The 23,337-nt window shown below is 72.2% G+C and carries 23 protein-coding genes; 13 read left to right on the plus strand and 10 right to left on the minus strand.

Features of this window, described 5'->3' with window-relative positions:
* Positions 1 to 4 precede the first annotated feature (4 nt).
* Entirely contained in the window at positions 5 to 1,771 is a 1,767-nt protein-coding gene (locus ACSP50_RS32690; RefSeq protein WP_014693598.1) for a sigma-70 family RNA polymerase sigma factor, read from the minus strand.
* A 121-nt stretch (positions 1,772 to 1,892) separates the two neighbouring features.
* Between ACSP50_RS32690 and ACSP50_RS32695 the strand changes: the two genes are divergently transcribed.
* The 4 genes from ACSP50_RS32695 (at position 1,893) to ACSP50_RS32710 (ending at position 4,954) form a co-directional block, all read left to right on the plus strand.
* Complete coding sequence (locus ACSP50_RS32695) at positions 1,893 to 2,285, plus strand: ATP-binding protein (protein ID WP_014693599.1); 393 nt, start codon at positions 1,893 to 1,895, stop codon at positions 2,283 to 2,285.
* Positions 2,286 to 2,372: 87 nt separating this feature from the next.
* Positions 2,373 to 3,515 carry a PP2C family protein-serine/threonine phosphatase gene (locus tag ACSP50_RS32700; protein ID WP_014693600.1) on the plus strand — a complete coding sequence of 381 codons (1,143 nt, stop codon included), beginning with the start codon at positions 2,373 to 2,375 and terminating at the stop codon, positions 3,513 to 3,515.
* A 67-nt stretch (positions 3,516 to 3,582) separates the two neighbouring features.
* Positions 3,583 to 4,047 carry a MarR family winged helix-turn-helix transcriptional regulator gene (locus ACSP50_RS32705; RefSeq protein WP_014693601.1) on the plus strand — a complete coding sequence of 155 codons (465 nt, stop codon included), beginning with the start codon at positions 3,583 to 3,585 and terminating at the stop codon, positions 4,045 to 4,047.
* Between the two features lie 25 nt (positions 4,048 to 4,072).
* On the plus strand, positions 4,073 to 4,954 hold the full coding sequence (locus tag ACSP50_RS32710) for an LLM class flavin-dependent oxidoreductase (protein ID WP_014693602.1): 882 nt from the start codon (positions 4,073 to 4,075) through the stop codon (positions 4,952 to 4,954).
* Between the two features lie 277 nt (positions 4,955 to 5,231).
* On the opposite strand, the gene ACSP50_RS32715 is transcribed toward ACSP50_RS32710, so the two are convergent.
* Positions 5,232 to 5,579: an Lsr2 family protein gene (locus tag ACSP50_RS32715; protein WP_014693603.1), complete on the minus strand. Its 348-nt coding sequence runs from the start codon at positions 5,577 to 5,579 to the stop codon at positions 5,232 to 5,234.
* Positions 5,580 to 5,777: 198 nt separating this feature from the next.
* On the opposite strand from ACSP50_RS32715, the gene ACSP50_RS32720 reads away from it, so the two are divergent.
* A complete protein-coding gene (locus ACSP50_RS32720) occupies positions 5,778 to 6,209 on the plus strand; it encodes a hypothetical protein (RefSeq protein ID WP_014693604.1) in 432 nt (143 codons plus the stop codon).
* On the plus strand, positions 6,206 to 7,444 hold the full coding sequence (locus ACSP50_RS32725; protein WP_014693605.1) for a D-alanyl-D-alanine carboxypeptidase family protein: 1,239 nt from the start codon (positions 6,206 to 6,208) through the stop codon (positions 7,442 to 7,444). The genes ACSP50_RS32720 and ACSP50_RS32725 overlap by 4 nt, the downstream gene beginning before the upstream one ends.
* 19 nt (positions 7,445 to 7,463) lie before the next feature.
* Here ACSP50_RS32725 and ACSP50_RS32730 read toward each other — a convergent pair whose 3' ends face one another.
* Complete coding sequence (locus tag ACSP50_RS32730; RefSeq protein ID WP_014693606.1) at positions 7,464 to 7,970, minus strand: DUF456 family protein; 507 nt, start codon at positions 7,968 to 7,970, stop codon at positions 7,464 to 7,466.
* A 207-nt stretch (positions 7,971 to 8,177) separates the two neighbouring features.
* On the opposite strand from ACSP50_RS32730, the gene ACSP50_RS32735 reads away from it, so the two are divergent.
* Both ACSP50_RS32735 and ACSP50_RS32740 read left to right on the plus strand, forming a co-directional pair.
* Positions 8,178 to 9,098, plus strand: coding sequence for a sigma-70 family RNA polymerase sigma factor (locus ACSP50_RS32735; protein ID WP_014693607.1), 921 nt, complete (start codon positions 8,178 to 8,180; stop codon positions 9,096 to 9,098).
* 396 nt (positions 9,099 to 9,494) lie between these two features.
* Positions 9,495 to 10,274, plus strand: a complete 780-nt coding sequence (locus ACSP50_RS32740; RefSeq protein ID WP_014693608.1) for a bifunctional 2-polyprenyl-6-hydroxyphenol methylase/3-demethylubiquinol 3-O-methyltransferase UbiG — start codon at positions 9,495 to 9,497, stop codon at positions 10,272 to 10,274.
* A 22-nt stretch (positions 10,275 to 10,296) separates the two neighbouring features.
* Here ACSP50_RS32740 and ACSP50_RS32745 read toward each other — a convergent pair whose 3' ends face one another.
* Positions 10,297 to 12,597, minus strand: a complete 2,301-nt coding sequence (locus ACSP50_RS32745; protein ID WP_014693609.1) for an ATP-binding domain-containing protein — start codon at positions 12,595 to 12,597, stop codon at positions 10,297 to 10,299.
* A 163-nt stretch (positions 12,598 to 12,760) separates the two neighbouring features.
* Between ACSP50_RS32745 and ACSP50_RS32750 the strand changes: the two genes are divergently transcribed.
* Positions 12,761 to 13,279 (plus strand): hypothetical protein, encoded by a 519-nt coding sequence (locus tag ACSP50_RS32750; protein WP_014693610.1) that lies wholly within the window; start codon positions 12,761 to 12,763, stop codon positions 13,277 to 13,279.
* Positions 13,280 to 13,332: 53 nt separating this feature from the next.
* Here ACSP50_RS32750 and ACSP50_RS32755 read toward each other — a convergent pair whose 3' ends face one another.
* Positions 13,333 to 14,190 carry a sigma-70 family RNA polymerase sigma factor gene (locus ACSP50_RS32755; protein WP_014693611.1) on the minus strand — a complete coding sequence of 286 codons (858 nt, stop codon included), beginning with the start codon at positions 14,188 to 14,190 and terminating at the stop codon, positions 13,333 to 13,335.
* Positions 14,191 to 14,350: 160 nt separating this feature from the next.
* On the opposite strand from ACSP50_RS32755, the gene ACSP50_RS32760 reads away from it, so the two are divergent.
* On the plus strand, positions 14,351 to 16,072 hold the full coding sequence (locus tag ACSP50_RS32760) for a DEAD/DEAH box helicase (protein ID WP_080128107.1): 1,722 nt from the start codon (positions 14,351 to 14,353) through the stop codon (positions 16,070 to 16,072).
* A 423-nt stretch (positions 16,073 to 16,495) separates the two neighbouring features.
* Here the strand turns inward: ACSP50_RS32760 and ACSP50_RS32765 are convergent, their stop codons facing one another.
* Together ACSP50_RS32765 and ACSP50_RS32770 are read right to left on the minus strand one after the other, a co-directional pair.
* Positions 16,496 to 16,825 (minus strand): hypothetical protein, encoded by a 330-nt coding sequence (locus tag ACSP50_RS32765; protein WP_155123700.1) that lies wholly within the window; start codon positions 16,823 to 16,825, stop codon positions 16,496 to 16,498.
* A gap of 1,028 nt (positions 16,826 to 17,853) precedes the next feature.
* The gene (locus tag ACSP50_RS32770; protein ID WP_014693614.1) at positions 17,854 to 18,501 is read right to left on the minus strand and encodes a hypothetical protein; all 648 of its coding nucleotides are present in this window, start codon (positions 18,499 to 18,501) and stop codon (positions 17,854 to 17,856) included.
* A gap of 17 nt (positions 18,502 to 18,518) precedes the next feature.
* Between ACSP50_RS32770 and ACSP50_RS43225 the strand changes: the two genes are divergently transcribed.
* A complete protein-coding gene (locus ACSP50_RS43225) occupies positions 18,519 to 18,689 on the plus strand; it encodes a hypothetical protein (protein WP_014693615.1) in 171 nt (56 codons plus the stop codon).
* Positions 18,690 to 18,744: 55 nt separating this feature from the next.
* Here the strand turns inward: ACSP50_RS43225 and ACSP50_RS32775 are convergent, their stop codons facing one another.
* From ACSP50_RS32775 to ACSP50_RS32785, 3 genes are all read right to left on the minus strand, one after another.
* Positions 18,745 to 19,794 carry an App1 family protein gene (locus ACSP50_RS32775; RefSeq protein WP_014693616.1) on the minus strand — a complete coding sequence of 350 codons (1,050 nt, stop codon included), beginning with the start codon at positions 19,792 to 19,794 and terminating at the stop codon, positions 18,745 to 18,747.
* 139 nt (positions 19,795 to 19,933) lie between these two features.
* A complete protein-coding gene (locus ACSP50_RS32780; RefSeq protein WP_014693617.1) occupies positions 19,934 to 20,638 on the minus strand; it encodes a hypothetical protein in 705 nt (234 codons plus the stop codon).
* 51 nt (positions 20,639 to 20,689) lie between these two features.
* The gene (locus tag ACSP50_RS32785; RefSeq protein WP_043512643.1) at positions 20,690 to 21,067 is read right to left on the minus strand and encodes a hypothetical protein; all 378 of its coding nucleotides are present in this window, start codon (positions 21,065 to 21,067) and stop codon (positions 20,690 to 20,692) included.
* Between the two features lie 96 nt (positions 21,068 to 21,163).
* Between ACSP50_RS32785 and ACSP50_RS32790 the strand changes: the two genes are divergently transcribed.
* Both ACSP50_RS32790 and ACSP50_RS32795 read left to right on the plus strand, forming a co-directional pair.
* Positions 21,164 to 22,027, plus strand: coding sequence for an NAD-dependent protein deacetylase (locus ACSP50_RS32790; protein WP_014693618.1), 864 nt, complete (start codon positions 21,164 to 21,166; stop codon positions 22,025 to 22,027).
* Positions 22,028 to 22,182: 155 nt separating this feature from the next.
* Positions 22,183 to 23,193 (plus strand): LacI family DNA-binding transcriptional regulator, encoded by a 1,011-nt coding sequence (locus ACSP50_RS32795; protein WP_014693619.1) that lies wholly within the window; start codon positions 22,183 to 22,185, stop codon positions 23,191 to 23,193.
* Positions 23,194 to 23,337: the final 144 nt, after the last annotated feature.

Consider the following 23,337-nt stretch of genomic DNA (forward strand, 5'->3'; position numbering starts at 1 on the left):
CACACTATCCCGCGGCGCGGTAGGCCTTGCCCGCCTCGGTGGGGCTGTGCCCGTCCCGGTAGAGGCCGAAGTCGACGCTGTCACCGACGGCCGGCAGCCCGAACCAGGCGTAACGCTCGACGTACGACCGTTTCTGCAACCCCGCCGTGGCGCCCTCGATGAAGGCCACCTTCTGGGCGTCGCTGGGGTATTTCGGCGATCCGGAGAAGTTCATCAGGCCGAACTCGGTGATCCAGATCGGCTTGCCGTACCGCTGGTGCACCGCGTCGACGTAACCGAGGAACTGGCTGACCGCCGCGGCGCTGAAGTCCGAGCCGTACCAGTGCAGGGCGATCGCGTCGACCCGCAGCTTCTTCGCCTCGGCGCCGGCCATGAACCGGTCGAGCCAGCCGCCGGCGGTGTCCCCGCCGTACGCCACCGCCGGGCTGACCAGGCGCATCCCGGTCGCCTGGAGCTGCGGCCAGGCGGCCAGGGCGTCCTCGACGCTCATGTTGGCCTGCCCGCCCATGTCCGGCTCGTTGAAGCCGAGCAGCACCCGGCCCTCGGACTTCGCCTGCCGCAGCGTGGCACCGGTGACGTTCTGCCGGCCCCAGATCATCGGCACGAACTCGACACCGGTGGGGCCGGGGACGTCGTCGTTCTGCGCGGCCCAGTCGTAGTACCAGCCGGCCCGGACGTCCTTGAGGGCCGCCGCCGAGCCGGTGAACTTCCAGACGCCGACGCCCTTCTTCGCCGAGATCGCGGCGGCCGGCACGGCGGCCTTCGCCGAGGGGGAAGCGGCGGTACGCCGCGGCGTGGCCGACGGGCTGACCCGCGGCGCCGCCGCGGCCGGGACCACCGGTGCCGGCACGACGGCCGCGACCGGGGGTGCCGCCGGGTCCTTCTGCGAGCTCAACGCGTAGACCGCCGCTCCACCCCCGCCGATCACGCTGACCGCGAGGGCGGTGACCAGCGCCTTCTGCGCGGCGCCCAGACCCACCTTGGCGGCGAGCTTGGTGGCGATCAACGGCTTCGCGAAGTGCGGCGCCGGCGCGATCAGGGCCATGCCGGCCAGCAGCCGCTCGGCCGCGACCAGGTCCTGCCAGGCGCCGGCGCACATCCGGCACTCCCGGGTGTGCCGGGCGATCCGCTTGCGCCACAGCGCGTTCGGCCGGCCGTCCCACGGCTCGATCACCACCGCCAGCTCCGGGCAGATGGGCTGCCGGTGCAGTGCCCGGACCACCGCCCGCGCCGTCTCCAGCTGGCCCTTCATCCGCTGGATCCGGACCGCGGCGTGCTGCCGGCCCAGCCCGGTGCCGTCGACGATCTCGTCGCGGGTCAGCTCGCCGGAGGCCTCCAGCCACCACAGCGAGAGCAGCTCCCGGTTGTCCTCGTCCATCCACCGGGTCGCCTCGGCGGTCTCCCGGCGCTGGCCGGAGAGCTCCAGCCGGGTGATCGCCAGGTCGGTGAAGTCGGCGCCGGGGTCGCGCAGGTCCGGGTCGAGCAGCGCGTCCGGGGCACTCTGCCGGTTGCGGAACCGGTCCCGCACCTGGCGCACCGTGATCGCCACCAGCCAGGACCGGAAAGCCTCCGGCTCGCGCAGCTCACCGAGGCTGCGCAAGACCCGGATCATGGTCTCCTGCACCACGTCGTCGACGTCCGCGTGCCCCTCCAGCGCCCGGCCCACGATCGTGTAGACCAGTGGGAGGTATCCGGCGACGAGCCGGTCGATCGCGGCCGGGTCGCCGGCCCGCGCGGCCACCACCGTGGCGGTGTCGGGTTGGTTCGCCATGTTCCTGCCCTTCCTTCCGTGCTGCCAGGGAGACGGGCGCGGGCAGTATGGATAACACGAATCAGCGACCCGGTGTCCCAGCACACGGTTAACCGGATGACCGATCGGGCACAGAAACGGCATGCGCATGTCGGTTCGGCTCAGCCTTCCCCGTGAGGTGGACAGTGTGCCCGCCGTGCGCCGGTTGCTGCGTTGTTCACTGACCACGCTGCAGATCGACCGTCAGGCGGGCGCGGATCTGGAGATCGCGCTGACCGAGGCTTGCGCCAACGTGGTGAAGCACGCGACCGGGGCCGAGGACTTCGAGGTCCGCCTGGACGTCGGCGAGCAGCACTGTTCGATCGACGTCGTCGACAACGGCGCCGGGTTCGACCCGGACGACCGGCCCGAGCCGACCACGGCCGGGGAGAGCGGACGTGGCCTGTTCCTGATCCGCGCGCTCGCCGAGAACGTGCGGATGCAGTCGAGCCCGCGCACCGGCTCCCTGATCCACTTCGAGAAATCCTTCGCCTGACCCGCGCCACGTCGCGGCGTACTCCCCGCCCGGCGATATTTGTCGTATAACAAATATCGGTCCGGTGAGCCCAGGAGAGGAGTTCGTGTGTCCGACCAACCGGTACCCATCGGTTCCCTGCTGCGTTCCACCGCCCCCGACCGCCTGCCCGAGGTGGCCGCCGAGCACCTGCGCCGGCACTTCGCCGCCGAGCAGGTCGAGGTGATGGTCACCGACCTGCCCCAGCGTCGCCTCGCCCCGCTGCTGAGCCCGGCCGCGCCCGACAACGACCCGTCCGCCCTGCGCACCCTGGCCAGCCAGCGGGTGAACACGGACACCGGCCCCGGTGGCCGGGCCCGGGTACACCTGCCGATCTCCTGCTGGGGCGAGCGGCTCGGCGTGCTGCGCGTCGTGCTGCCCGACCGGCCCACCCCGGACCAGACCGACCAGCTGCAGGCGGTCGCCGACGAACTCGCCGTGACGATCCGCGCCGCCGACCGGGCCACCGACCGCTACCGCCGGGCGCAGTGCCTGGAACGGCTCACCATGGCCGCCGAACTGCAGTGGGACCTGCTGCCCGGCCGCTCCCTGGACGACGAGCGGTTCCGGCTCGCCGGGCAGCTCGAACCGGCCTACGACGTGTGCGGCGACCACTTCGACTGGGCGCTCTCCGGCGACCGGCTCGCCCTCACCGTGCTCAACGGCGCCGGCCAGGGCCTGGAGGCGGCGATCCTCACGGCCACCGCGGTGAACGCGATGCGCAACGCCCGCCGCTGCGGGGCCGACCTGATCGAACAGGCCGAGCTGGCCTCTGACGCGCTGCACGCCCGGTACGGTGGCGGCCTGCACGCCGCCACCGTGCTGCTGGAGGTCGACCTGGTCAGCGGCTGGGTGGAAGCGGTCGACGCCGGCTCGCCGCACTGCATGATCGGTCGGGGCAACGACATCAGCCAGGTCCGCCTGGAACAGCAGCTGCCGCTCGGCATGTTCGGGGAGGCGCACTACGAGATCGAACGCTTCCGCATCGAACCCGGCGACCGGCTCCTCGTGATCAGCGACGGAGTGCACGCCGCCGCACCCGGCGGTGGACCGACTTTCGGCGAATCCGCCCTGCTCAGCGCGTTGCGGGGGACTAGGCTGCAGCCTCCGGCCGAGGCGGTCGGTACGGTGATGCGGGGCTTGCGTGAGTTTCACGCCGGCGCCGAGCCGGAGGACGACGCGGTGACCGTGTGCCTGGATTGGCGCCGCTGACCGGTTTCAGGCCGCCACCGGCGGGTATCCACCTGAGTCTTTGTTGGGCTTCGCGACGGGGAACTCCATGGAGCACGCCAACGATGTCGCCGCCGCGATCGAGTCGTCGGTGGAGTCGTTGGCGGCCGTGCTCGAACGCGCCCGGGTCGCCCGGACCCCGGCGGTCCCGCCCGCCCAGCTGCGCGTGCTCACCATCGTCGCGGAGAACCGGCACACCAACATGAGCCGCCTCGCCGAGGCCCTCGACGTGGTGCCGTCCTCGGCCAGCCGCCTCTGCGACCGCCTGGAGGCGACCGGGCTGCTGCGCCGGGTCGTCGACCCGCGGGACCGGCGAGAGGTTCGGTTGCTGCTCACCCCGGCCGCCCGACGGCTGCTGGCCGATTTGCGGGAGCGCCGGCGGGCGGTGCTCGCCGAGGTGCTGGAGAGGATGCCGGTCGCGGCCCGGCAGGACCTGGTGCGGGCACTGCGCGCCTTCGAGGCGGCCGCCACCGACGACTCCCGCACCGCCGGCGACGACCTGCGCTCCGCCTGACCGAGCGGCCCCTTAGGCTGAGCCGATGCGTTTCGGCATCGTCATCCTCCCCGACCAGCGCTGGTCCGAATCGAGCCGCCGCTGGCGACTCGCCGAGGAGTTCGGCTTCGACCACGCGTGGACGTACGACCATCTCGGCTGGCGCGACCTCGTCGACGGCCCGTGGTTCGACGCGGTACCCACGCTGACCGCGGCTGCCACGGTGACCGAGCGGATCCGGCTCGGCACCTACGTCGCGTCGCCGAACTTCCGGCATCCGGTGCACTTCGCCCGGGAGGCGACCGCGCTGGACGACATCTCCGGCGGCCGGCTGCTGCTCGGTCTCGGCGCCGGCGGGATCGGTTTCGACTCCGCCGTACTCGGCGGCGCGGAGCTGAGCCCGCGGGCCCGGGTGGACCGGTTCGCTGAATTCCTGGAGCTGTTCGACACGATCCTGCGCTCGCCGAGCACCACCTGGCGCGGGGAGTACTTCGCGGCGGTCGACGCGCGCAGCACGCCCGGCCCGGTGCAGCAGCCGCGCCCGCCGTTCGTGGTGGCCGCGAACGGGCCGCGAGCGCTGCGGCTCGCCGCCCGGTACGGCGACGGGTGGGTCACCACCGGTCCGCAGGCGGAGACGGCGGCGGATTGGTGGCGTGCGGTGACCGAGATCAAGAACCGTTTCGAGGACACCCTGGCCGGCTCCGGGCGACGCCCGGAATCGGTCGACCGTTACCTCAATCTCGACTCGTCACCGGTGTTCTCGATGAGCAGTGTGGACGCGTTCCAGGACGCGGCCGGGCGGGCGGCGGCGCTGGGATTCACCGATGTGATCACGCATTGGCCCAGGCAGTCCAGTTGGTATGCGGGCGAGGAGAAGACCCTGGAAGCGGTGGCCGCCGGGCTGCCGCGGCTGCGCGCGACTATTTGAAACCATCCAAGTCGGACAGACGCCCATTTCCGCCCGATCATCATCGGCGATGCCAATCGACGGCGGCGGCGGCCTCCCGCGGAATGCGGACGGCACCCCGAGGCGCGGGTCCCGCGGAATGCGGGTCCGCGCCCGGGGAAATGCGGCTCACCGGCCGCGGCCGGTGAGCCGGCCGGAGCCGGTGGAATGCGGCTCGGCCCGGCCCGCGGCCGGAGCCGGTGGAATGCGGCTCGGCCCGGCCCGCGGCCGGAGCCGGTGGAATGGGGCCCCGCCGCGGTCAGCGGCCGTGCGCCGCCCGATACGCGTTGCTGACCTCCTGCGGAATGCGCCCCCGCTCGGAGATTTTGTGCCCGTTGCTGATCGCCCACTCACGGATCAACCGGTTCTCGTCGCGGGAGCCGGCGGTGCGGGCCGGAGCCGCCCCGCGCGCCGCCACCCGACCGGCTGTCCGGCCGAGCCGCGTTCCCGCGTTGATGTACGGATCCAGAGCCTTGCGCAGCTTTCCGGCATTGGCTTCGGAAAGGTCGATCGTGTAGCTGACCCCGTCGAGACTGAACTCGACGGTGCGATCCGCCTTCTTGCCGTCCAGATCGTCGATCAGGGTGGTGATTACCTGCCGCGCCATAACGACTCCCGAGAAGAATAAATCGCCCGCGCACAGTCTGGCCCCCGAACGGGTAGTCGCGCAACTCCCCGGCACGATCCGGCAATTCTTTCGGCCGTTGGGCAGCTCTCTTATCAGAATGCGTGCCGAACAATCGCGCCGAATCCTCAAGAAAACCCCGGTTGGCCCCGGCCGGGGTCTCACGTTAGGGTCGGCGCCATGCACGACGAGCAGGCCGACTGGCTGGCGCATCACCGGCGGGCCGTGGCCGGCCGGGCCGCCGCGCTGGAGGCCGGGCGCACCGCCGAGGCGCAGCAGGCCGCCGCACTGCTCGAGGATTTCGTCCGCCGGGCCGCCGAGCGTGGGCTGGCCCCGCATCCGCTGGTCGCCACCACCTACGACGGCCGCTGGTCGTATCGGACCCGGGCCCGCGGCTGGTATCTGAAGCGCAACCGCTCGGTCGCCGTCGGCGAGGACGGGGAGTATCTCGTGCTCACCGTCCCGGCCTCGCTGCGCGCCCGGTTCGTCGGCGCCGACCTGTCGCCGAGCATGCCGCGGCTGATCGTCGGGGCCGGCGGCGGTGACGGCGAGACCGTGCCGCTGGAGCATCTGCTGGAGCATCGTCTGGAAGCCGGAGCCCGCTGGCCGTGATCCGCCCCCTGCTGACCATCCCCCTGACCGCCCTGCTCGCGATCCCGGCCGTCCCCGCGGCCGCCGCACCGAAACCGGCACAGCAGGCGAAAACGGGGGCGGAGGTGCCCTGCCCGCACCCGAGGATCGCCAAGCCGAGCGCTCCCCCGCGCCCGGTTCCGCCGGCGGACAACCCCCGGGACATGGCGGTCGGCGGCCCCGACCTGGCCACTCACGGCCTGGTCGTGCCGCCCGGCGCCACGACTCCCCCGGCGGTCACCGCCACCACCTGGATCGTCGCCGACCTGGACACCGGCGAGGTGCTCGGCGCCTGCGGCCCGCACGTCTACCAGACCCCGGCCAGCGTGCAGAAGACGCTGCTGGCGGCCACCGCGATGGATCGGCTCGACCCGAAGCAGAACGTCAAGATCGTGCAGAGCGACCTGGACATCGAGGCGAACAGCTCGGCGGTCGGGATCGTGGTCGGCGGCACCTACCCGGTCGCCACCCTCTGGCTGGGCCTGCTGCTCAATTCCGGCAACGACGCGGCGAACGCGCTGGCCCGGATGGCCGGGGGCGGCGGCGCCGACGGGGTGGCCACCACGGTGGCGGCGATGAATGCGAAAGCGCGCGAGCTGGGCGCCTTCCAGACGCACGCGGTGACACCGTCCGGTCTGGACGGCAAGGGCCAGTTCACCAGCGCGTACGACCTGGCCCTGATCGCCCGCTCCGACTTCGCGAAGGCCGACTTCCGTAAGTATGTGCTGACCAGAAGCGCGCAGATGCCGGCCCAGCGCAGCCCCAGGGTCGGCGGCTTCCAGTTTCAGAACGAGAACAAGCTGATCTACAACTACCCGGGTGCGATGGGCGGCAAGACCGGTTTCACCACGGTGGCCCGGCACAGCTACGTGGGCGCCGCCCAGCGCAACGGGCGCCGCCTGGTGGTCACCCTGCTGGGCGCCGAGGCGCATCCGCTGCGCGGCTGGCAGCAGGGCGCGGCGCTGCTCGACTGGGGTTTCGCCCAGCCGGCCGGCGCCTCGGTGGGCCACCTGGTCACACCGGCGGAGGCGGCGGCGCTGACCGCCACGCCGGAGAAGGCGAGCGCCGGCGTCTCCGGCACGGCGGCGAAACCGGTGGTGAAGTCGCACAGCCGGTCGCTGATCGTGGCCGGCACCGGCGCCGTGGTGCTGGCCGCCCTGCCGCTGACCCTGCTGGCGATCCATCGAGGCCGGCGCAGACGCTTCCGGAAGCCGTGACGGGGGCCCGGGAGACCACTCAGGAAGCGGTCGCGACCACCCCGACGAACCAGATCACCGCGAGGCACAGCGCCGCGGCCAGTTCGACCAGCAGGGAGAGCCCGACCGCGGCCAGCGCCCGTCGGGTGGTGCGCCACGCCGCCGTACCGCCCAGCCGGCTCGCCTCCACCAGGTAGACGCCGAGCAGGAAGCCGAGCACCAGCCCGACCACCGGCACCACGAAGAACCCGACGACACCGAGCACACCGCCGGCCAGCAGGCTCGACGACCGTACGCCCGAATCGCGAAGTTTCCGGGCTGGCCACAGAAACTTGATCACCATGGCGAGCGCCGTGATCCCGGTGGCGATCGCCAGCATCGCCCACTTCAGGTCGGAGTCGGTGGGGGTCAGCAGCACCCACAGCAGCACGCCCGCCCAGCTCAGCAGCAGCCCGGGGATGACCGGCAGGAACACGCCGAGCACCCCGCCGGCGACCAGCAGGCCGGTGATCAGGTTGATGCCCGCGGCGCTGTCACTCAGGTCCATGCGCAGCACAGTGCCCTACCGTCGCAAAAATTCTCAACCGGCCGCGGTCCCCGCCGATCGACACCGGCAACGCGGCAGGGCGGTTCACCCGCAACCGGCACGCACCTGTGCGTGACCTTGTCCCGCACCCTCCCGGCTTCAAAGTTTCTCCCTGTCAGCCGGTGCCCACCCAGCCAAGGGGCGCCGACAACAACCGGGGGATATCACATGACCAGCACCGTGACGACCGCTGCCGACTTCGCCGCCGACACCGCTCCCGCCACGCCGGTGCTCTCCGCCGCCCAGCAGGAGGAGCTGATCCGCACGCACATGCCGCTGGTCGGCCACCTGGTGCGGGACATGCTGAGCCGGATCCCCAACCACATCCACCGCGACGACCTGACCAGCGCCGGCCTGCACGCCCTGGTCACCGCGGCCCGCGGCTGGGACCCGGAGCGCGGCGTGCCGTTCCACCGCTTCGCCGGCACCCGGATCCGCGGCGCCCTGCTCGACGAGCTGCGCTCGCTGGACTGGGCGACCCGTTCGGTGCGGTCGAAGGCCCGCAACACCGACAGCACCCGGCAGAACCTGACCACCAGCCTGGGCCGCACCCCCACGCCGGAGGAGCTGGCGCAGGCGCTCGGCACCACCACCTCCGAGCTGCACCAGACCGACACCGACGTGCAGCGCGCCACCGTCCTGTCGCTGCAGGGCTTCACCACCAGCTCCGCCGACGACCTGGTCACCGAGCGCACGCCGGGCCCGGAGGAGATGCTGCTGCGCCGCGAGCAGATCGGCTACCTGCACCACGCGATCGGCTCGCTGCCGGACCGCCTGCAGACCGTGGTCACCGAGTACTTCCTGCAGGAGCGCCCGATGGCGGACATCGCCAAGGACCTGGGCGTCACCGAGTCCCGCGTCTCGCAGCTGCGCGCCGAAGCCCTGTCGCTGCTGCGCGACGGCCTCAACACGCACCTCGACCCGGAGCTGGCGCCGACCCCGGACAACCCGGAGAGCATCACCGCCCGCCGCCGTGCGTCGTACTACGCCACCATCGCCAGCAACACCGACCTGCGCAGCCGTCTCGCGATGACCAACGCGCACGGTCACACGGCGCACGGCCGCGGGCTGCGCCCGACCGCCGCCTGAGGTATCGAACCCGGCCCGGCGTCCGACGGACGCCGGGCCGGGTGTGCGTGGTCCCGGACCCGGCCGCCGCCCGGCACCCGACGAAATCCCGCCCACCCAGGGGGACCATCCCACGACAGCATGGCCGGAAAACCCAAGATCATGCCCGCGCCCTGTGGACGAACCCGCAGTGTGGACAACCCGAAGTCCGGACAACCCCGCAGCGCGAACAAACCCGCAGGATCCCGTGACGGATCCGGCGAGGGTCGCGAACAAACCCGCAGCACTAACAAACCCGCAGCGAACAAAGCCGCGGCGTGAACAGTCCCGCAGCGCGAACAATCCCGCAGCCCGAACAGTCCCGTACCGTGAACAAACCGGTCGCGCCGACACGAACCGCCGCTCTACGGTCCGGCAGTGACCAACAATCCCCCGTCGGACAAGGCCTCCCTCGACGGACCCGGCTCCGTCCCTGACGCCCTGTTCACCGATCCCCGGCTCGCCCCGCTCTACGACCTGTTCGACGGCGACCGGGACGACCTCCCCGCCTACCTGACGATCATCGAGTCCCTGCGGCCCGCCCGGATCCTCGACGTCGGTTGCGGTACCGGCGCCCTGGCCACCCTGCTCGCCGGCACCGGGCACACGGTGATCGGCGCGGATCCCGCCGCGGCCTCGCTGGACGTCGCCCGCACCAAGCCGGCCGCCGACCGGGTCACCTGGCTGCACACCGGTGCGGCCGGGCTGCCGCAGGCCTGGCCGCTACCGGAGCCCGCCGATCTGGCGCTGATGACCGGCAACGTCGCCCAGGTCTTCGTGACCGACGATGACTGGACGGCCGCGCTGCGCGGCATCCACGCCGTCCTGCGGCCCGGCGGTCATCTGGTTTTCGAGGCGCGGCGTCCGGAGTTCCGCGCCTGGGAGCAGTGGGATCATCCGCCCGCCACCGCGGGCGGGGTGGAGCGACGGTTCATGCTCACCGACGTACGACTGCCCCTTGTCTCCTTCCGGTATGAATATCGTTTCCTGTCCGATGAGACGGTGCTGACCTCGACTTCGACGCTGTGCTTCCGCGACCGGTCCGAGATCGAGGAGTCGTTGCGGGCGACCGGTTTCGAGGTCCTGGAGGTCCGTGCGGCGCCGGACCGTCCCGGTAGGGAGAACGTCTTCCTCTGCCGGCGGGCCGGGACAGCGTGATCCCGGCCCGCCCGCGCACCGCTCAGGCGAGCGCGGAGAGCACCTCGGGCAGCGGTTCGGTGTGCAGCACCCCCAGGCGCTGCGTCGCCCTGGTCACCGCCACGTAGAGGTCGGAGAGTCCGCGCGGGCTCTCGGTGACGATCTCGTCCGGACAGACCACGAGGACCGAGTCGAATTCCAGACCCTTGGCTTGCCGTACGGTCATCAGCACCACGTGGTTGAGCAGATCCGGCTGCTCCCCCACAGCCGCGCCCGGGATCGCCTCCACCAGCGCGGTGCCCAGCGGGCCGGTCAGCCGGGCCGGGACGAGCACGCCGACCCGGCCGGAGTCGACCGCGGCGGCCTCCTTGCGGACGTCCGCCAGCAGTTCCTCCACCAGGCCGCCGACCGGCACCCGGCGGGCCCACGGGGTCACCCCGGACGAGCGGACCGAGCGTGGCGGGCGCACCCCGGCGCCGACCGCGGCCAGCACGTCCGCGGCCACCGCCATCACCTCGGCCGGGGTGCGGTAGTTGACGCTCAGCTCGACCAGGCGCCAGCGCTGGCCGACGTAGGGCTCCAAGACCTGCTCCCAGGAGGTGCTGCCGGCCGGCTCGGAGGTCTGTGCCACGTCGCCGACCACGGTCATCGACCGGCTCGGGCAGCGGCGCATCAGCAGCCGCCAGGCCATCGGCGACAGCTCCTGCGCCTCGTCGACGATGACGTGCCCGAACACCCAGGTGCGGTCGGCGGCGGCCCGCTCGGCCGCGGTCCGGGTGTCGATCACCTCGTGCCGTTCGACGAACGCGCTGGCGTCCACCACGTCGACCGCGGAGAGGATCTCCTCCTCGACGTCCTCGAAGTCCAGCGACCGGGAGCCCTCGACGATCTCCAGCACGCCCTCGGCGTACTCGATCGCCGCCTCGCGCTGTCGCTCCTGCTCCCGCTTCTTCAGCGTGTCGTCGACCCCGAGCAGCTCGGCCAGCTCATCGAGCAGCGGCACGTCGGCCGGCGTCCACCCGGCCGAGGGGTCGCGCAGCAGCACGGTCGGCAGCCCGGCCGACTCCAGCCGATCAGCATCGGTCAGCAGGTCGCGCAGCACCTGCCGCGGGGTCAGCACCGGCCAGAAGTCGAACAGCAGCTGCTGCACGTCGATGTCCTCGCGCAGCTCCCGTCGGGTCTCCGCCAGGTCGGCCTCGGAGAGCAGATTGTCGCCGCCCAGCGGGTCGGCGCCGATCCGCTCGGCGATCTGCAGGGACAGCTGGTGGATCGCCTCGGTCACGAAGACCGCCCGGGCCACGTTGTGCGGGCGTCCCGACCGGCGGGCCGCCGAGCGCGCGTCCTCCAGCACCGCGCGCTCGATCCGCAGCGGATACCCGTCGTGGTCGACCTCGACGAAGTCGTCCGGCACCGTCTGCCGGTCGGCGACCGCGTTCTCCAGGGCGGGCAGCATCAGGCCGAGGTCGCCCTTGAGTGCGGCCACCTCGTCCGGTTCGGTGGCCCGGGCCCGCACCCCGGGGAACATGTCGCCGAGTGTGGCCAGCAGCACCCCGGTCTCGGCCAGCGAGGGCAGCACCTGGGAGATGTAGCGCAGGAAGGTGGTGTTCGGTCCGAGGATCAGCACGCCGCTGCGAGTCAATTGCTGGCGGTACGTGTACAGCAGGTACGCCGCGCGGTGCAGCGCCACCGCGGTCTTGCCGGTGCCGGGGCCGCCCTGGACCACCAGCACGCCGGGCAGCCCGGAGCGGATCACCTCGTCCTGCTCGGCCTGGATGGTCTCGACGATGTCGCGCATCCGGCCGGTGCGGTTCGCGGTCAGCGCGGAGAGCAGCGCGGCCTCACCGGTGACGTCCTCCCGGCCGGTCCCGTCACCGGCCGCGAGATCGAGCACCTCGTCGTCGACGCCGGTCAGGGTGCGGCCGCGGGTGCGCAGATGCCGGCGCCGGGTGACCCCGTCCGGCTGGACCGCGGTGGCCAGGTAGAACGGGCGGGCGGCCGCGGCGCGCCAGTCGACCAGCAGCGGATCCTGGTCGCGGTCCTCGGCGAACAGCCCGATCCGGCCGATGTACCGGGGGTCGCCGGCGGCGAAGTCGAGTCGGCCGAAACAGAGACCGTTCTCGACGGAATTCATCTGGGCGAGCTGCTCCGTGTAGTGGGCCCGGGTGGCCTCGCGCTGGGTCCGCCCCTGCGGGGTGCCACCGGCCTCCAGCAGAATGCCCTTGAGCCGGCTGTCGGCCTGCTCACGCAGCTGATCGAGGCGCTGGTACAGCTCGGTCAGGTAAGCCTGCTCAGCATCGAAATCGGCGCTAGAGCTTGACAAAATCGCCCCTTTTCGTGCTATCATTCCGGCCGCTGGCAACCATTTTCGTGGTTGCCTTTTCTGTTTACGGCAAACGACCAGAATAGCCGAGCGGGCTGAGGTTACGGTCCGGGCGGCAAGTGTCCGGAAGGTGTCAGGACACGCCGGGAGCCGTTACGCGGGACCGCGTGGCGCCTTTAACCGGGGCATGGACTTCAACACCCCGTACCGTCGCATCACTGTCCTCGCCCTGGCCGCCGTCGCCACCCTCGGCGTCACCTCCGCCTGCTCCGGCGGCGATGACGCCCCGGCCGGCAACGCCGCCGCGGCCGCCGCCGGTGGCCCCGAGCCGAAAACCCTCGACGGGGCGAAGGCCGCCGCGCAGACCGTGTTCGACCGGTTCAGCGGTGGCGACTTCGCCGGCGCCTGGGAGATGTACACCAGCGCCGGCAAGCAGGCGATCAGCAAGGACGACTACGTCAAGCTCAACCAGGCCTGTTCCCGCAAGGGGCTGGCGATCACCCTGACCAGCGCGCGGATGGAGGGCGTGGACAAGGCGATCGTGATCGCGAAGCAGCTGGTGGCGGCGCAGTCGTACACCATGGTCTACGAGGGCAACGGGTGGCGGCTGGAGCCGGCCGCGGAGGGGCTGGCGCTGTACAAGATGGGCGCGGCCAAGGCGATCGCCGCCCAGAAGAAGGCCGGCACCTGCGCCAACAACCAGTAAGGTTTTTGGGCCCGCCGCGAACCGCGACGGGCCCATCCCACCGTTCGGGTCTGTCAGGCGGCTGCCGGGACCGGCAGGCCGTCCGGGCCGGTCATCGCGAGGCGGCTGCGCAGCGTGCCGCGGCTGGCGATCCGGTCGTAGTACGCCGCCCGCCGCCGGGCCACACAGCCCTCCTTCGGCGGGGTCTGCGCGGCGATCGCCGGATCGAGGTGGGTGTTCAGCCCGTCCCGGAGCAGCACCAGGGCCTCGGCCCGCAACTGCGACACCCGGGACTCGCTGACTCCCAGATCGGCGGCGATGTCGGACATCGGCCGCTCGTCGAAGAAGTAGCCCTGGACCACCACCCGCAGGCGGTCCGGCAGGGCGTCCACCGCGTGCCGCAGGTAGCCGAGCCGCTCGCGCAGGATCAGCATCTCCTCCGGCCCGGGAGTGCGTTCGGTCACCAGGTCGTCGGCGGTCGCGGTGGCGAAGCCCTGCAGGCTGAACACCGTCGCCCGGTGCACGTCGTCGTTGCCGTGCTCGATGTCCTCGACCGTGCAGCCCAGCCGTTCGGCCAGCTCCTGCGGGGTGGGGATGCGGCCGAGTTCGGCGGTCAGCTCCTCCCGGGCCGCATCGGCCCGCCGGGCCCGCTGGCGCACCGAACGGCTCGCCCAGTCCAGCCCGCGCAACTCGTCCAGCAGGGCGCCGCGCACCCGGGCCGCGGCGAACCGCGGGAACGGCACACCCCGCTCCGGGTCGAACCCGCGGGCGGCGGCGACCAGGGCGGCGTAGCCCGCGGACAGCAGGTCATCACGGTTGACGTGGGCGGGGACCCGGGCCAGCATCTCGCGGACCAGGTGGCCGACGAGGGGCATGTTCGCCCGCACGATGTCCTCGCGACGCCGATCGACGGCAGGTGCCTCACCGTTCATCAGGGGTCTCCTCAGTACCGGCCGGAGTGGGGGCGTCCGGCGCTGAGGAAAAAGATCTGCGAGGCTGAGTGCGGCCTGGTTCGATACCGGGTGCAGGAAGGTTGCCGTCGGTGACCAGTAGGATTGATCTCCAGCTGACCTACGGAGAGTTACCCACTTAATGACATCGTTCATCGAGCTAGGCGTCCCCGCCGTTCTGACCGGCGCCCTCGCCGAGCTCGGCATCACCACACCGTTCCCGATCCAGGCGGCCACGCTGCCCGACTCACTCGCCGGGCGCGACCTGCTCGGCCGCGGCCGCACCGGATCGGGCAAGACGTATGCCTTCGTGCTGCCGGTCGTCGCCCGCCTGGCGGCCGCCCCGACACGCCCGAGGCCGGGCCGCCCCCGCGCGCTGATCCTGGCGCCCACCCGGGAGCTGGCCACCCAGATCGAGGCCACCCTGCGCCCGCTGGCCGACGCGATGGGTCTGCGCACCCTGACCGTCTTCGGCGGGGTCGGGGCGAACCCGCAGATCGCCGCCCTGCGCAAGGGTGTCGACGTGCTGGTCGCCTGCCCGGGCCGCCTCGACGACCACATCCGTAACGGGCACGCCTCGCTCGACGCCGTCGAGATCACCGTGCTGGACGAGGCCGACCACATGGCCGACCTGGGCTTCCTGCCGGTCGTTCGGCGGCTGCTCGGCCAGACCCCGGCCGGCGGCCAGCGGCTGCTGTTCTCGGCGACCCTGGACAACGGCATCGACGTGCTGGTCAAGCAGTTCATGCGAAAACCGGTCACGCACCACGTCGACGCGGCCGCGCAGGCCCCGGTCGAGATGGACCACCACGTCCTGCACGTCCAGCCCGACGACCGGTTCGGCGTGCTGGTCGACCTGCTGGCCGCGCCCGGCCGCTCGGTCGTCTTCACCCGGACGAAGCGCCGGGCCAAGGTGCTCACCCGCCAGCTGATCTCGGCCGGCGTCCCGGCCGTCGAGCTGCACGGCAACCTGGCGCAGAACGCCCGCAACCGCAACCTGTCGGCGTTCTCCGAGGGCTCCGCGCCCACCCTGGTCGCCACCGACATCGCCGCCCGTGGCATCCACGTCGACGACGTCGCCCTGGTCATCCACGCCGACCCGCCGGTCGAGCACAAGGCGTACCTGCACCGGTCCGGCCGCACCGCCCGGGCCGGCGCCCGCGGCACGGTCATCACCCTGATGACCGACGACCAGCAGGCCGACGTCCGCGACCTGACCCGCAAGGCCGGCATCCGTCCGCTGACCCGCCGTGCCCGCCCCGGCGACGCACTGCTGTCCGAGCTGGCCCCGGGAGAACGCACCTTCGTCACCCCGGGCCAGCACCAGCCCGGCGCCGCCGTCCCGGACGTGGATCTCGACGGTGCGGCACCGGCCGGCACCGGCCGTTCCGGCCGCCGCCGCGGGGGTCGCCGACCCGCCGCCACCGGTAACGCTTCCGCCGCCGGGTCGGGCACCGCATCCGCCGCCCGGTCCGGCACGGCCGGCGCGGGCCGCGGCGAATCCGCCGGTTCGGCCCGCGGGGCTGCCAACGGACGTGGCCGCGCGAACACCGCCGCGGGTTCCGGTGCCGACCGCACCGCTGCTCCGGCGTCCGGACGTGCGGCCGGAAGCGGTCAGGCATCCGGTGACACGGGCGGCCGGCGCCGGCGCGGCGGCGCGGACGCGGCCGGTGGCGCGCAGCGCTCCGCATCAGGGACCGCGCGGGCGGCTTCGCCGGCCCCCCGCAACGCCTCCACCTCCGGCACACCGCGGTCCAGCCAGTCCAGGACCAACCGCGCCGGTACGCCGCAGCCCCGCCCCGCCTCGGGCGGCGGCGCCGCGGCCTTCTCGGCCCGCAGCACAGGCCGCCGCGGCGGCCGCTGAGCACGCAACAAGGGGCTCATCGAGCGCCCGCCGGATATTTCCCGGCGGGCGCTGACCACCCCACCGGCGCTCACCGAGTCTGCGCCGGCCGGCCGCCCCATCGACGGCCGCCGACCACCCCGCCCGCGCCCACCGAATCTCCGCCGGCCGGCCGCCCCATCGACGGCCGCCGACCACCCCGCCCGCGCCCACCTGACCGCCCGCCGGGCTTCCCGGCGGGCGGTGTGCATTGGTAGCGCGGCGCACCCAGCTCACCGGGTGCAGCGGGACGCCGCGGCTCTCGGTGACTCACCATGCGGCCGAGCCGCGGCCCGGCGAAACGCCGGGCGGCAGCGACCGGCGTCGGACCCCGGCCACGCCGACAAGCCACGGCGCACAGGAATGTGGCCCATCTCGTTCGGTGGGCCACATTTCCTTAATCGGTCAGTTGGTGATGGTGTAAACGTAGCGGCCGAGGGCCGAGATTCCGCCGTTGCCGACGACCCGGTAGGTGCCGTTGTCCGTCTTCAGCGTGAGGGTGCACGGCGAGTAGTTGCGGATCGACGCGACATTCCGGTTCAGCGTCAGGTTGTTGACCGGAGTGCTGTAGTACTGCGAATTGCCCGTGTAGTTGAACCCCGTGTAGAGAATGAAGGTGCCGCTGCAACCCGCCGCCGATGCCGGGCTGCTGAGCTGCGGCGCGGCCAGCGCCGCGGTAGCCACAACAGCGGCAGCGGCCACGCGGGTCGCCCGTCCCCGTACGGTCTTCATCATTTTCCTGAACCCTTCCGGTTGGACCGCGTCAAGCGATCGACCATTCCTTGCCATGAGCCTTTGACTGCGGCCCGGACCGAGCATTTCAGCCACAAATCCCATGGTTCAACATCAATGTGGTTCCGGAACTCGTCTAGCGCCCTGCGTTAGGAATAACCCGCCTACCAGGAACAACGGGCAATACGCGCCTCATGGGCTTGCCTGAAATGACCGCACGCCCGCCGCCCGCGAGGCAACGGTATTGCATTTGCTGCCAAGTCGGCGACGATAGATTGCGGACAGCCCGATCGAGGACTCGGTCCACACAGACAATGTCCAGGAATTCGTTTTCGCGATAAGCGGATCACCATCGGCGCGATCGTCACCGGCGGAACACGATAGGCCGCCCTGACCCCGTTGCACTCCGAGTCTTTCAGACCCGTAAACGTCGAGTCAATGCTTCGACAGCGTTCCGGAACCGTTCCGGAACCGCCATGGATGAGTCGAACGGCCACAGCTCCGGCCGCAACCGCGCCAGTTCGTCGCGCCATTCGGGCCACTCCGGAGCCGACCGGCAATTGCATGAGATCATCTCAAATACGTGGCGCGAATCACACGAAAAAATAGTGACCGGCCATTTCACCAGCACAGTTGACGGATCGAAGCACACCGAAGCGTGTGGATGGAGCGCTCCGCCGGCCTACCGCGGCAGGCCCCGACGGAACAGCGAAATCCGCACGCTGCCGTCGCCGACGCGAAACCGGCGAGCCGCCACCCGGCCCCGCGCGGCCCGACAGCATGCACGACGACACCGGGCCGCGCGGCGCAGGCAGAACCCGCCAGGCCGAGCGTCGTCGTCGCCCGCGCCGCACGGCGTGAGGCCGAACGGCGCGGTGCGGCGTACGGCGCAAGGCCGGGCGGCGCAGAGTCGTGCGGCGCGGGGCAGGTCGGCGCGGAGCCGGGTCAGCGCGGAGCCTGGCCGCATGAGGCGGTCAGCGCGGAGCCGAAGGGTGCGAGGCGGCCAGCGCGAGCCGAACGGCGCGAGGCGGTCAGGCGTCGGGGACCCGAACGGAGATCTCGTCGCCCAGCAGGTAGCCCGCGGTGAGTTCGAGCTCGTCCCCGGACCAGAAGCGGCCCGGGTCGTACCAGTTGGCCTTGTGGTTGCGGGGCAGCAGACCCATGTCCTCGTAGGTGACCGCGACCACCTCGGCGCAGTAGGCGCGCTCCAGGGTGGCGTCGGTCTTCGCCGGTTTCCACGGCGGCTGGATCTGCGGGACCCGGCCGCGGACCCAGCGCCAGGCGAGCTGGGAGGTGGACGGAAACGGGGTGCCGTCCAGGCGCGCGACCGTTTTGAGGGCTTTGTCCTCCATGGCGCGGGTGACGCCCGGCTCCAGCTGGCGCAGCCAGCCCCGCTGGCCGTAGCGGCGGGCCCAGACGGTGACCGCGTCGCGCAGGTCGTGCAGCTGGACGCCGCGTTGGAAGGTGCCGGACCACATGTCGGGCAGGCTCCTGCCGAGCTCGGCGTGCCACATCAGTGGCGGCATGTCCTCGATCACCAGGGACATCCCGACATGGTTCACCGGGCTGTTGGTGAGGGTCTGAATGGCACGGTCGGGCCCGGACCGGCCCCGGAAGATCCAGATGTCGCCCGTGCGGGTCAGTTCAATGGCCTCGTCGAGGCTGATGTCGGCAACCACGTGTCTATTCTCAGCAGATGCGTTGGTGGAAGGTAGCGGGACTGGCGGGGCTGGCGGGAGTCGCGGCGACCGGGGTGGTGATCGCCCGGGCGGAGCGCCAACGACGCGCGTACACCCCGGACGAGATTCGGAGCCGGCTGCACAGCCGGGTGGCCGAGGTGTCCACCCCGCCCGCCGAGGCGGAATAGCCACCCAGCGGCCGGGACGACGGGGTCCGGCGGGGCGCGGACGGCGCGGCGCCGGTCACTTGGTCAGGTCCGTGTCGCGGAGCAGGGACCAGAGGCCGGCGCCGTCCGGGGCGGCGAACCACGTCTTGCCCCCGGACGGCACCGCCTCCGGGGTCTCGGTCGGCCCGGGCACCGCGCCGGCCAGCACCGCCTGGGTCGGTGACAGCCGCCGGATGGCGACGGCCGCCACGTTGTCCGGGTGCTCGCGGGCGAACTCGGAGTAGATCTCCTGGTCGTGCTGACCGTCGTCGCCGACCAGCAGCCATCTGACGCCGGGGAACTCGTCGGCGAGGCGGCGCAGCGTGGTGCGCTTGTGCTCCTGACCGCTGCGGAACCAGCGGTCGGCCGTGGGCCCCCAGTCGGTGAGCAGAATCGGACCCGCGGGGTAGAGGTGCCGGCTCAGGAACCGGGTCAGCGTGGGCGCGACGTTCCACGCCCCGGTGGAGAGGTAGATCACCGGGGCGCCCGGGTTGGCGTTGATCAGCCGCTCGTAGAGCACCGCCATGCCGGGCACCGCCATCCGCGCGTGCTCGTCGAGGACGAACGTGTTCCATGCGGCGAGCAGCGGCCGGGGCAGGGCGGTGACCATCACCGTGTCGTCGATGTCGGAGACCAGGCCGAACTTCACGGCCGGGTCGATCACCCGGATCGGCGCGTCGACCGGGGCCCCGCCCTCGCAGTGGATGCGGACGCTGGCCCAGCCGGGCGCGAGGTCGCCCTTGACCCGGCAGTCGATGTAGCCGCTGCGGTCGGTGCGGGTCTCGGTGACGCTGCCGCCCACCTCGATGCGCACCGTGGCGCCGCTGACCGGGGTGGTGGTGAAGCTGCGCCAGCCGCGCACCTTCTCCCGTTTCCGCCGGACCAGGCGGGGCCGGGAGAGCAGCACCCGGGCCATCACCCGGGCCCAGCCGGGCGCGCCGTAACCGGTGTAGGCCGTGATGTACGGCTTCCACCCACGGTTGCGCAGGCCGCGCTCGATGATCTCGTGCACGGCGTCCTCGACCAGGGCCGCCCGGTGCATCCGCGCCACGGCCGCGGACGTCTCCGCCGGTGTCGCCGCCACCATCTCCTCCTCGCCGTCCCGCCTGCCACCCGCCGCGCCAAACGTTACCGGGCGGGTACGACAAGCCGCTCGCCAATGTGAGCCGGGTCCGGCCGGGGTCGGCCGGACCCGGGCCGGGCCGGGCGGCTGCGGCCCGGTCCAGTTAGGCCGGTGCGGCGCTCGCCGGCAGATCGGCGGTCGTCCACTGCTCGGTCCACCACTGCTGGTCGGCCGGTTCCGGCACGTCGACCAGCAGCGGAGCGGCCATCGCCTCGGCGCGCAGCCCGCGCAGCGCCTCGGCGGCGGCGTCGGCGGACCGCCAGGCGGCGCGTTCCCGCTCGACCGCCTCCCGGTAGCCGGTCAGCCGGTTGGCCCGGACCGCCTGGGCCAGCACCCATTCCTGCTGGACCGGATGCAGCCGCGGGTTCCAGCCGCGGTGCGCGAAGACGTCGTTGAGCTGGTCGATGGAGAGGTCCTGGCTGCGGCAGAGCTCGCTGGCCGCGCGGTGCAGGAAGCGTTCCCGGTCGACGTTCTCGCCGGGTTTGCGGCGGCGGTCGAGCAGCGGGTACACCCCGGCCGCGGCGATCCGCCGGGCGACCCGGTCGGCTTTCTCGTACGCCGCCCAGGCGTCGTCGACGGCCTGCTGGGCGGCCTGCCAGTCGGCACGGCGCCGGTCGGCGGTCGCCCGGGCGCGGCCGGCCGCGATGGCCACCTCGCCGGCGTACCGCTCGCGGTCGGTGACGTCCGGAGCGGGCTCGGTGAGCACGCGGGGCACCGAGACGGTGGCCGCGGCGACGGCGAGCAGCAACACGATGATCAGCCAGATCGCGACGGCTTGCGGGACGGAATTCAGGAAGGCGGAATCCACGGAACACCCCCACGGGCAAAAGGGATCGACGGGCCGAACGATGAGAATCGGTCAGCGGGTCGGGGGTGCCCGGGAGTCGCCGGTGGCCGGGACGACCCCGGCCGGGAGGGTGCCGGTGGGCGGGACGACGGCCGGGGCCGCCCCCGCGGCGGCAACCGGTGCCGCCGGCGGCACCGCCGCCGGAGCCGCGTCCGAGGTGGCGGCTGACGCCGCCGGTGCGGCGGAGGACCCCGCGGTAGGCGCGGCCGAAGACCCGACGGAAGACCCGACGGAAGGCGCGGCCGAAAACCCGCCGACAGGCCCGGCGACCGGGCCGCCGAACGGCAGGCGCAGCGTCACCGCCAGGGCGAGAACCGCCAGGCTGGTGAGGAACCGCAGCAGGCGGCGACCGTCCCACGAACGGTCGGCCCCACGCGCCACAGCGGTCACACTGATCAACCTACCGGGGTGACCGGCAACGCGCACCGGTCGTTTCGGTCACGGCCACCGGATGGAGGTCACATCCGGTCATCCCGACGAGGGACGATGGGTGTCATGGACCTCGGTTTGGTGGAGCAGGTGGCCCGGCTCGACGGCTGGCTCGGCGACGGTGGCGTGGTGGTGCTGAGCGGGGCGGGCCTGTCCACCGACTCCGGCATCCCGGATTACCGGGGCCCGTCCGGCTCGGCCCGGCGCAACACCCCGATGACCTATCAGACGTTCACCGGCGATCCGCTGGCCCGCCGGCGGTACTGGGCGCGCAGTCATCTGGGCTGGCACACGATCGGTCTGGCTCGGCCGAACGACGGTCATCGGGCGGTGGCCCGCTGGCAGGAGCGCGGCCTGCTGCACGGGGTGATCACGCAGAACGTGGACGGCCTGCATCAGGCGGCCGGCGCCCGGGACGTGGTGGAGTTGCACGGCAATCTGGCCCGGATCACCTGCCTGGCCTGCGGCGCGCTGACCCCGCGGACCGAGCTGGCGGCCCGGTTGTCGGCGGCGAACCCGAATTTCGCCGTGGTCGCCTCGGCGGTGAACGCGGACGGCGACGCCGAGCTGGACGACGCCGCGCTGGACGGGTTCACCCCGGTCGACTGCCTGGCGTGTGGTGGCCTGCTGAAGCCGGACGTGGTCTATTTCGGCGAGACGGTGCCGCCGGAACGGGTGTCCCGGGCGTTCGAGCTGGTCGCCGGCGCCCGCACGCTGCTGGTGCTGGGTTCTTCGCTGACCGTGATGTCGGGGCGCCGGTTCGTGCTGCGCGCGGTGAAGCAGGGGGTGCGGGTGGCGATCGTGAACCGGGGGGTGACCCGCGGCGAGCCGTACGCGGATCTGGTGATCGACGCGCCGCTCGGCGTGGTGCTGCCGAACCTGGCCGCGGAGACCGAAACGTACCGATTGTTGCCTCGCTGAACGAACCCGAAGCGCCCTGGTTACCGGAACGAAACCTAATTTGATCCCCCGGCACATTGACGTGACAGCCCTCACTGCGGTTGACTCCGAAACCGGTACCGAAACCGGTTCCGAACCCCGGTGCAACACGCTGGTTACCAACCTCGGAGGAACTTGTGCCGATCACCATCGCCGACGTGGCGGCCCGGGCGAAGGTCAGCAAGACGACCGTGTCCCGGGTTCTCAACGGCAAGGGTGAGCTGGACGAGTCGACCGCCGCGCGGGTCCGTGCGGTGATCGAGGAGCTCGGCTACGTCCCCAGCGCCCGCGCGGTCAACCTGGCTCGCGGACGCACCCGGGTGATCGGCATGCTGGTGCCCTCGCTGACCTGGCCCTGGATGGGTGAGGTGCTGCAGGGCGCGGTCGACGTGCTGGAGTCCGAGGAGTACGGCCTGCTGCTGTTCACCTTCAACCGCGGCGACGAGTCGATGCGGCAGTTCGCCGCCCAGGTCGCCGCCAAGTCGTTCGACGGCCTGCTGGCGATCGAGCCGGAGGGCACCCTGAGCTATCTCGCCACCCTGCACAGCCGCGGCCTGCCGATGGTGCTGATCGACGACCGTGACCAGATCTCCGGCGGCCAGATCCCGACCGTCGGCACCACCAACCACAGCGGGGCGGCCGACGCGGCCCGGCACCTGCTGGAGATCGGGCGCCACAAGCCGCTGCTGATCACCGGCCCGTCCCGGTTCGGGTGCACCGTGCAGCGCACCGACGGCTTCGCCACGGTCTACGCCGAGGCCGGCCACCCGATTCCGGAACACTGCGTGGTCACCGGCGACTTCACGGTGGCCTGCGGCGCCGACGCGGTCAAGCGGGCGTTCGACGCCGGACTCGACTTCGACGCCGTCTTCTGCCACAACGACCTGTCCGCCTTCGGCGCCGTGCAGGCCATCCAGGACGCCGGCCGGCGGGTGCCGGAGGACGTCGCGGTGGTCGGCTTCGACGACATCCCGATGGCGGCCCACCATCAGCCTCCACTGTCGACCGTGCATCAGCCGATGCGCGAGATGGGCGAGGCGGCGGCCCGCACGCTGCTCGCCCACTTCGAGGGCACCGCGCTGCCGAACCGGCCGACGGTGATCCCGGCGACGTTCGTGGCCCGGTCCTCGACAAGAGCCAAGCCCTAGCGCCCACCGATAACGAAGCACTCCCGTTCGACCGGCCCCGGCCGGCCGGGCGACCCCGCGCACCTCGGGGCCGGCATCCGCCGGTCACGCGATGGCGCACGCCCTCCGGGCACCCCTCTCACCCCGAATTCCGCCAATCCGAGG

This window comes from Actinoplanes sp. SE50/110 (genome assembly GCF_900119315.1).
In the GTDB taxonomy this organism is placed as follows: Bacteria; Actinomycetota; Actinomycetes; order Mycobacteriales; family Micromonosporaceae; genus Actinoplanes.

What these genes read in the sequence shown, in the direction of transcription:
- ACSP50_RS32690 (WP_014693598.1), bottom strand. Translation starts at nt 1,771, where the DNA reads ATGGCGAACCAACCCGACACCGCCACGGTGGTGGCCGCGCGGGCCGGC.
- ACSP50_RS32695 (WP_014693599.1), top strand. Translation starts at nt 1,893, where the DNA reads ATGCGCATGTCGGTTCGGCTCAGCCTTCCCCGTGAGGTGGACAGTGTG.
- ACSP50_RS32705 (WP_014693601.1), top strand. Translation starts at nt 3,583, where the DNA reads ATGGAGCACGCCAACGATGTCGCCGCCGCGATCGAGTCGTCGGTGGAG.
- ACSP50_RS32710 (WP_014693602.1), top strand. Translation starts at nt 4,073, where the DNA reads ATGCGTTTCGGCATCGTCATCCTCCCCGACCAGCGCTGGTCCGAATCG.
- ACSP50_RS32715 (WP_014693603.1), bottom strand. Translation starts at nt 5,579, where the DNA reads ATGGCGCGGCAGGTAATCACCACCCTGATCGACGATCTGGACGGCAAG.
- ACSP50_RS32720 (WP_014693604.1), top strand. Translation starts at nt 5,778, where the DNA reads ATGCACGACGAGCAGGCCGACTGGCTGGCGCATCACCGGCGGGCCGTG.
- ACSP50_RS32730 (WP_014693606.1), bottom strand. Translation starts at nt 7,970, where the DNA reads ATGGACCTGAGTGACAGCGCCGCGGGCATCAACCTGATCACCGGCCTG.
- ACSP50_RS32735 (WP_014693607.1), top strand. Translation starts at nt 8,178, where the DNA reads ATGACCAGCACCGTGACGACCGCTGCCGACTTCGCCGCCGACACCGCT.
- ACSP50_RS32745 (WP_014693609.1), bottom strand. Translation starts at nt 12,597, where the DNA reads ATGATAGCACGAAAAGGGGCGATTTTGTCAAGCTCTAGCGCCGATTTC.
- ACSP50_RS32750 (WP_014693610.1), top strand. Translation starts at nt 12,761, where the DNA reads ATGGACTTCAACACCCCGTACCGTCGCATCACTGTCCTCGCCCTGGCC.
- ACSP50_RS32755 (WP_014693611.1), bottom strand. Translation starts at nt 14,190, where the DNA reads ATGAACGGTGAGGCACCTGCCGTCGATCGGCGTCGCGAGGACATCGTG.
- ACSP50_RS32760 (WP_080128107.1), top strand. Translation starts at nt 14,351, where the DNA reads ATGACATCGTTCATCGAGCTAGGCGTCCCCGCCGTTCTGACCGGCGCC.
- ACSP50_RS32765 (WP_155123700.1), bottom strand. Translation starts at nt 16,825, where the DNA reads ATGATGAAGACCGTACGGGGACGGGCGACCCGCGTGGCCGCTGCCGCT.
- ACSP50_RS43225 (WP_014693615.1), top strand. Translation starts at nt 18,519, where the DNA reads ATGCGTTGGTGGAAGGTAGCGGGACTGGCGGGGCTGGCGGGAGTCGCG.
- ACSP50_RS32775 (WP_014693616.1), bottom strand. Translation starts at nt 19,794, where the DNA reads ATGGTGGCGGCGACACCGGCGGAGACGTCCGCGGCCGTGGCGCGGATG.
- ACSP50_RS32790 (WP_014693618.1), top strand. Translation starts at nt 21,164, where the DNA reads ATGGGTGTCATGGACCTCGGTTTGGTGGAGCAGGTGGCCCGGCTCGAC.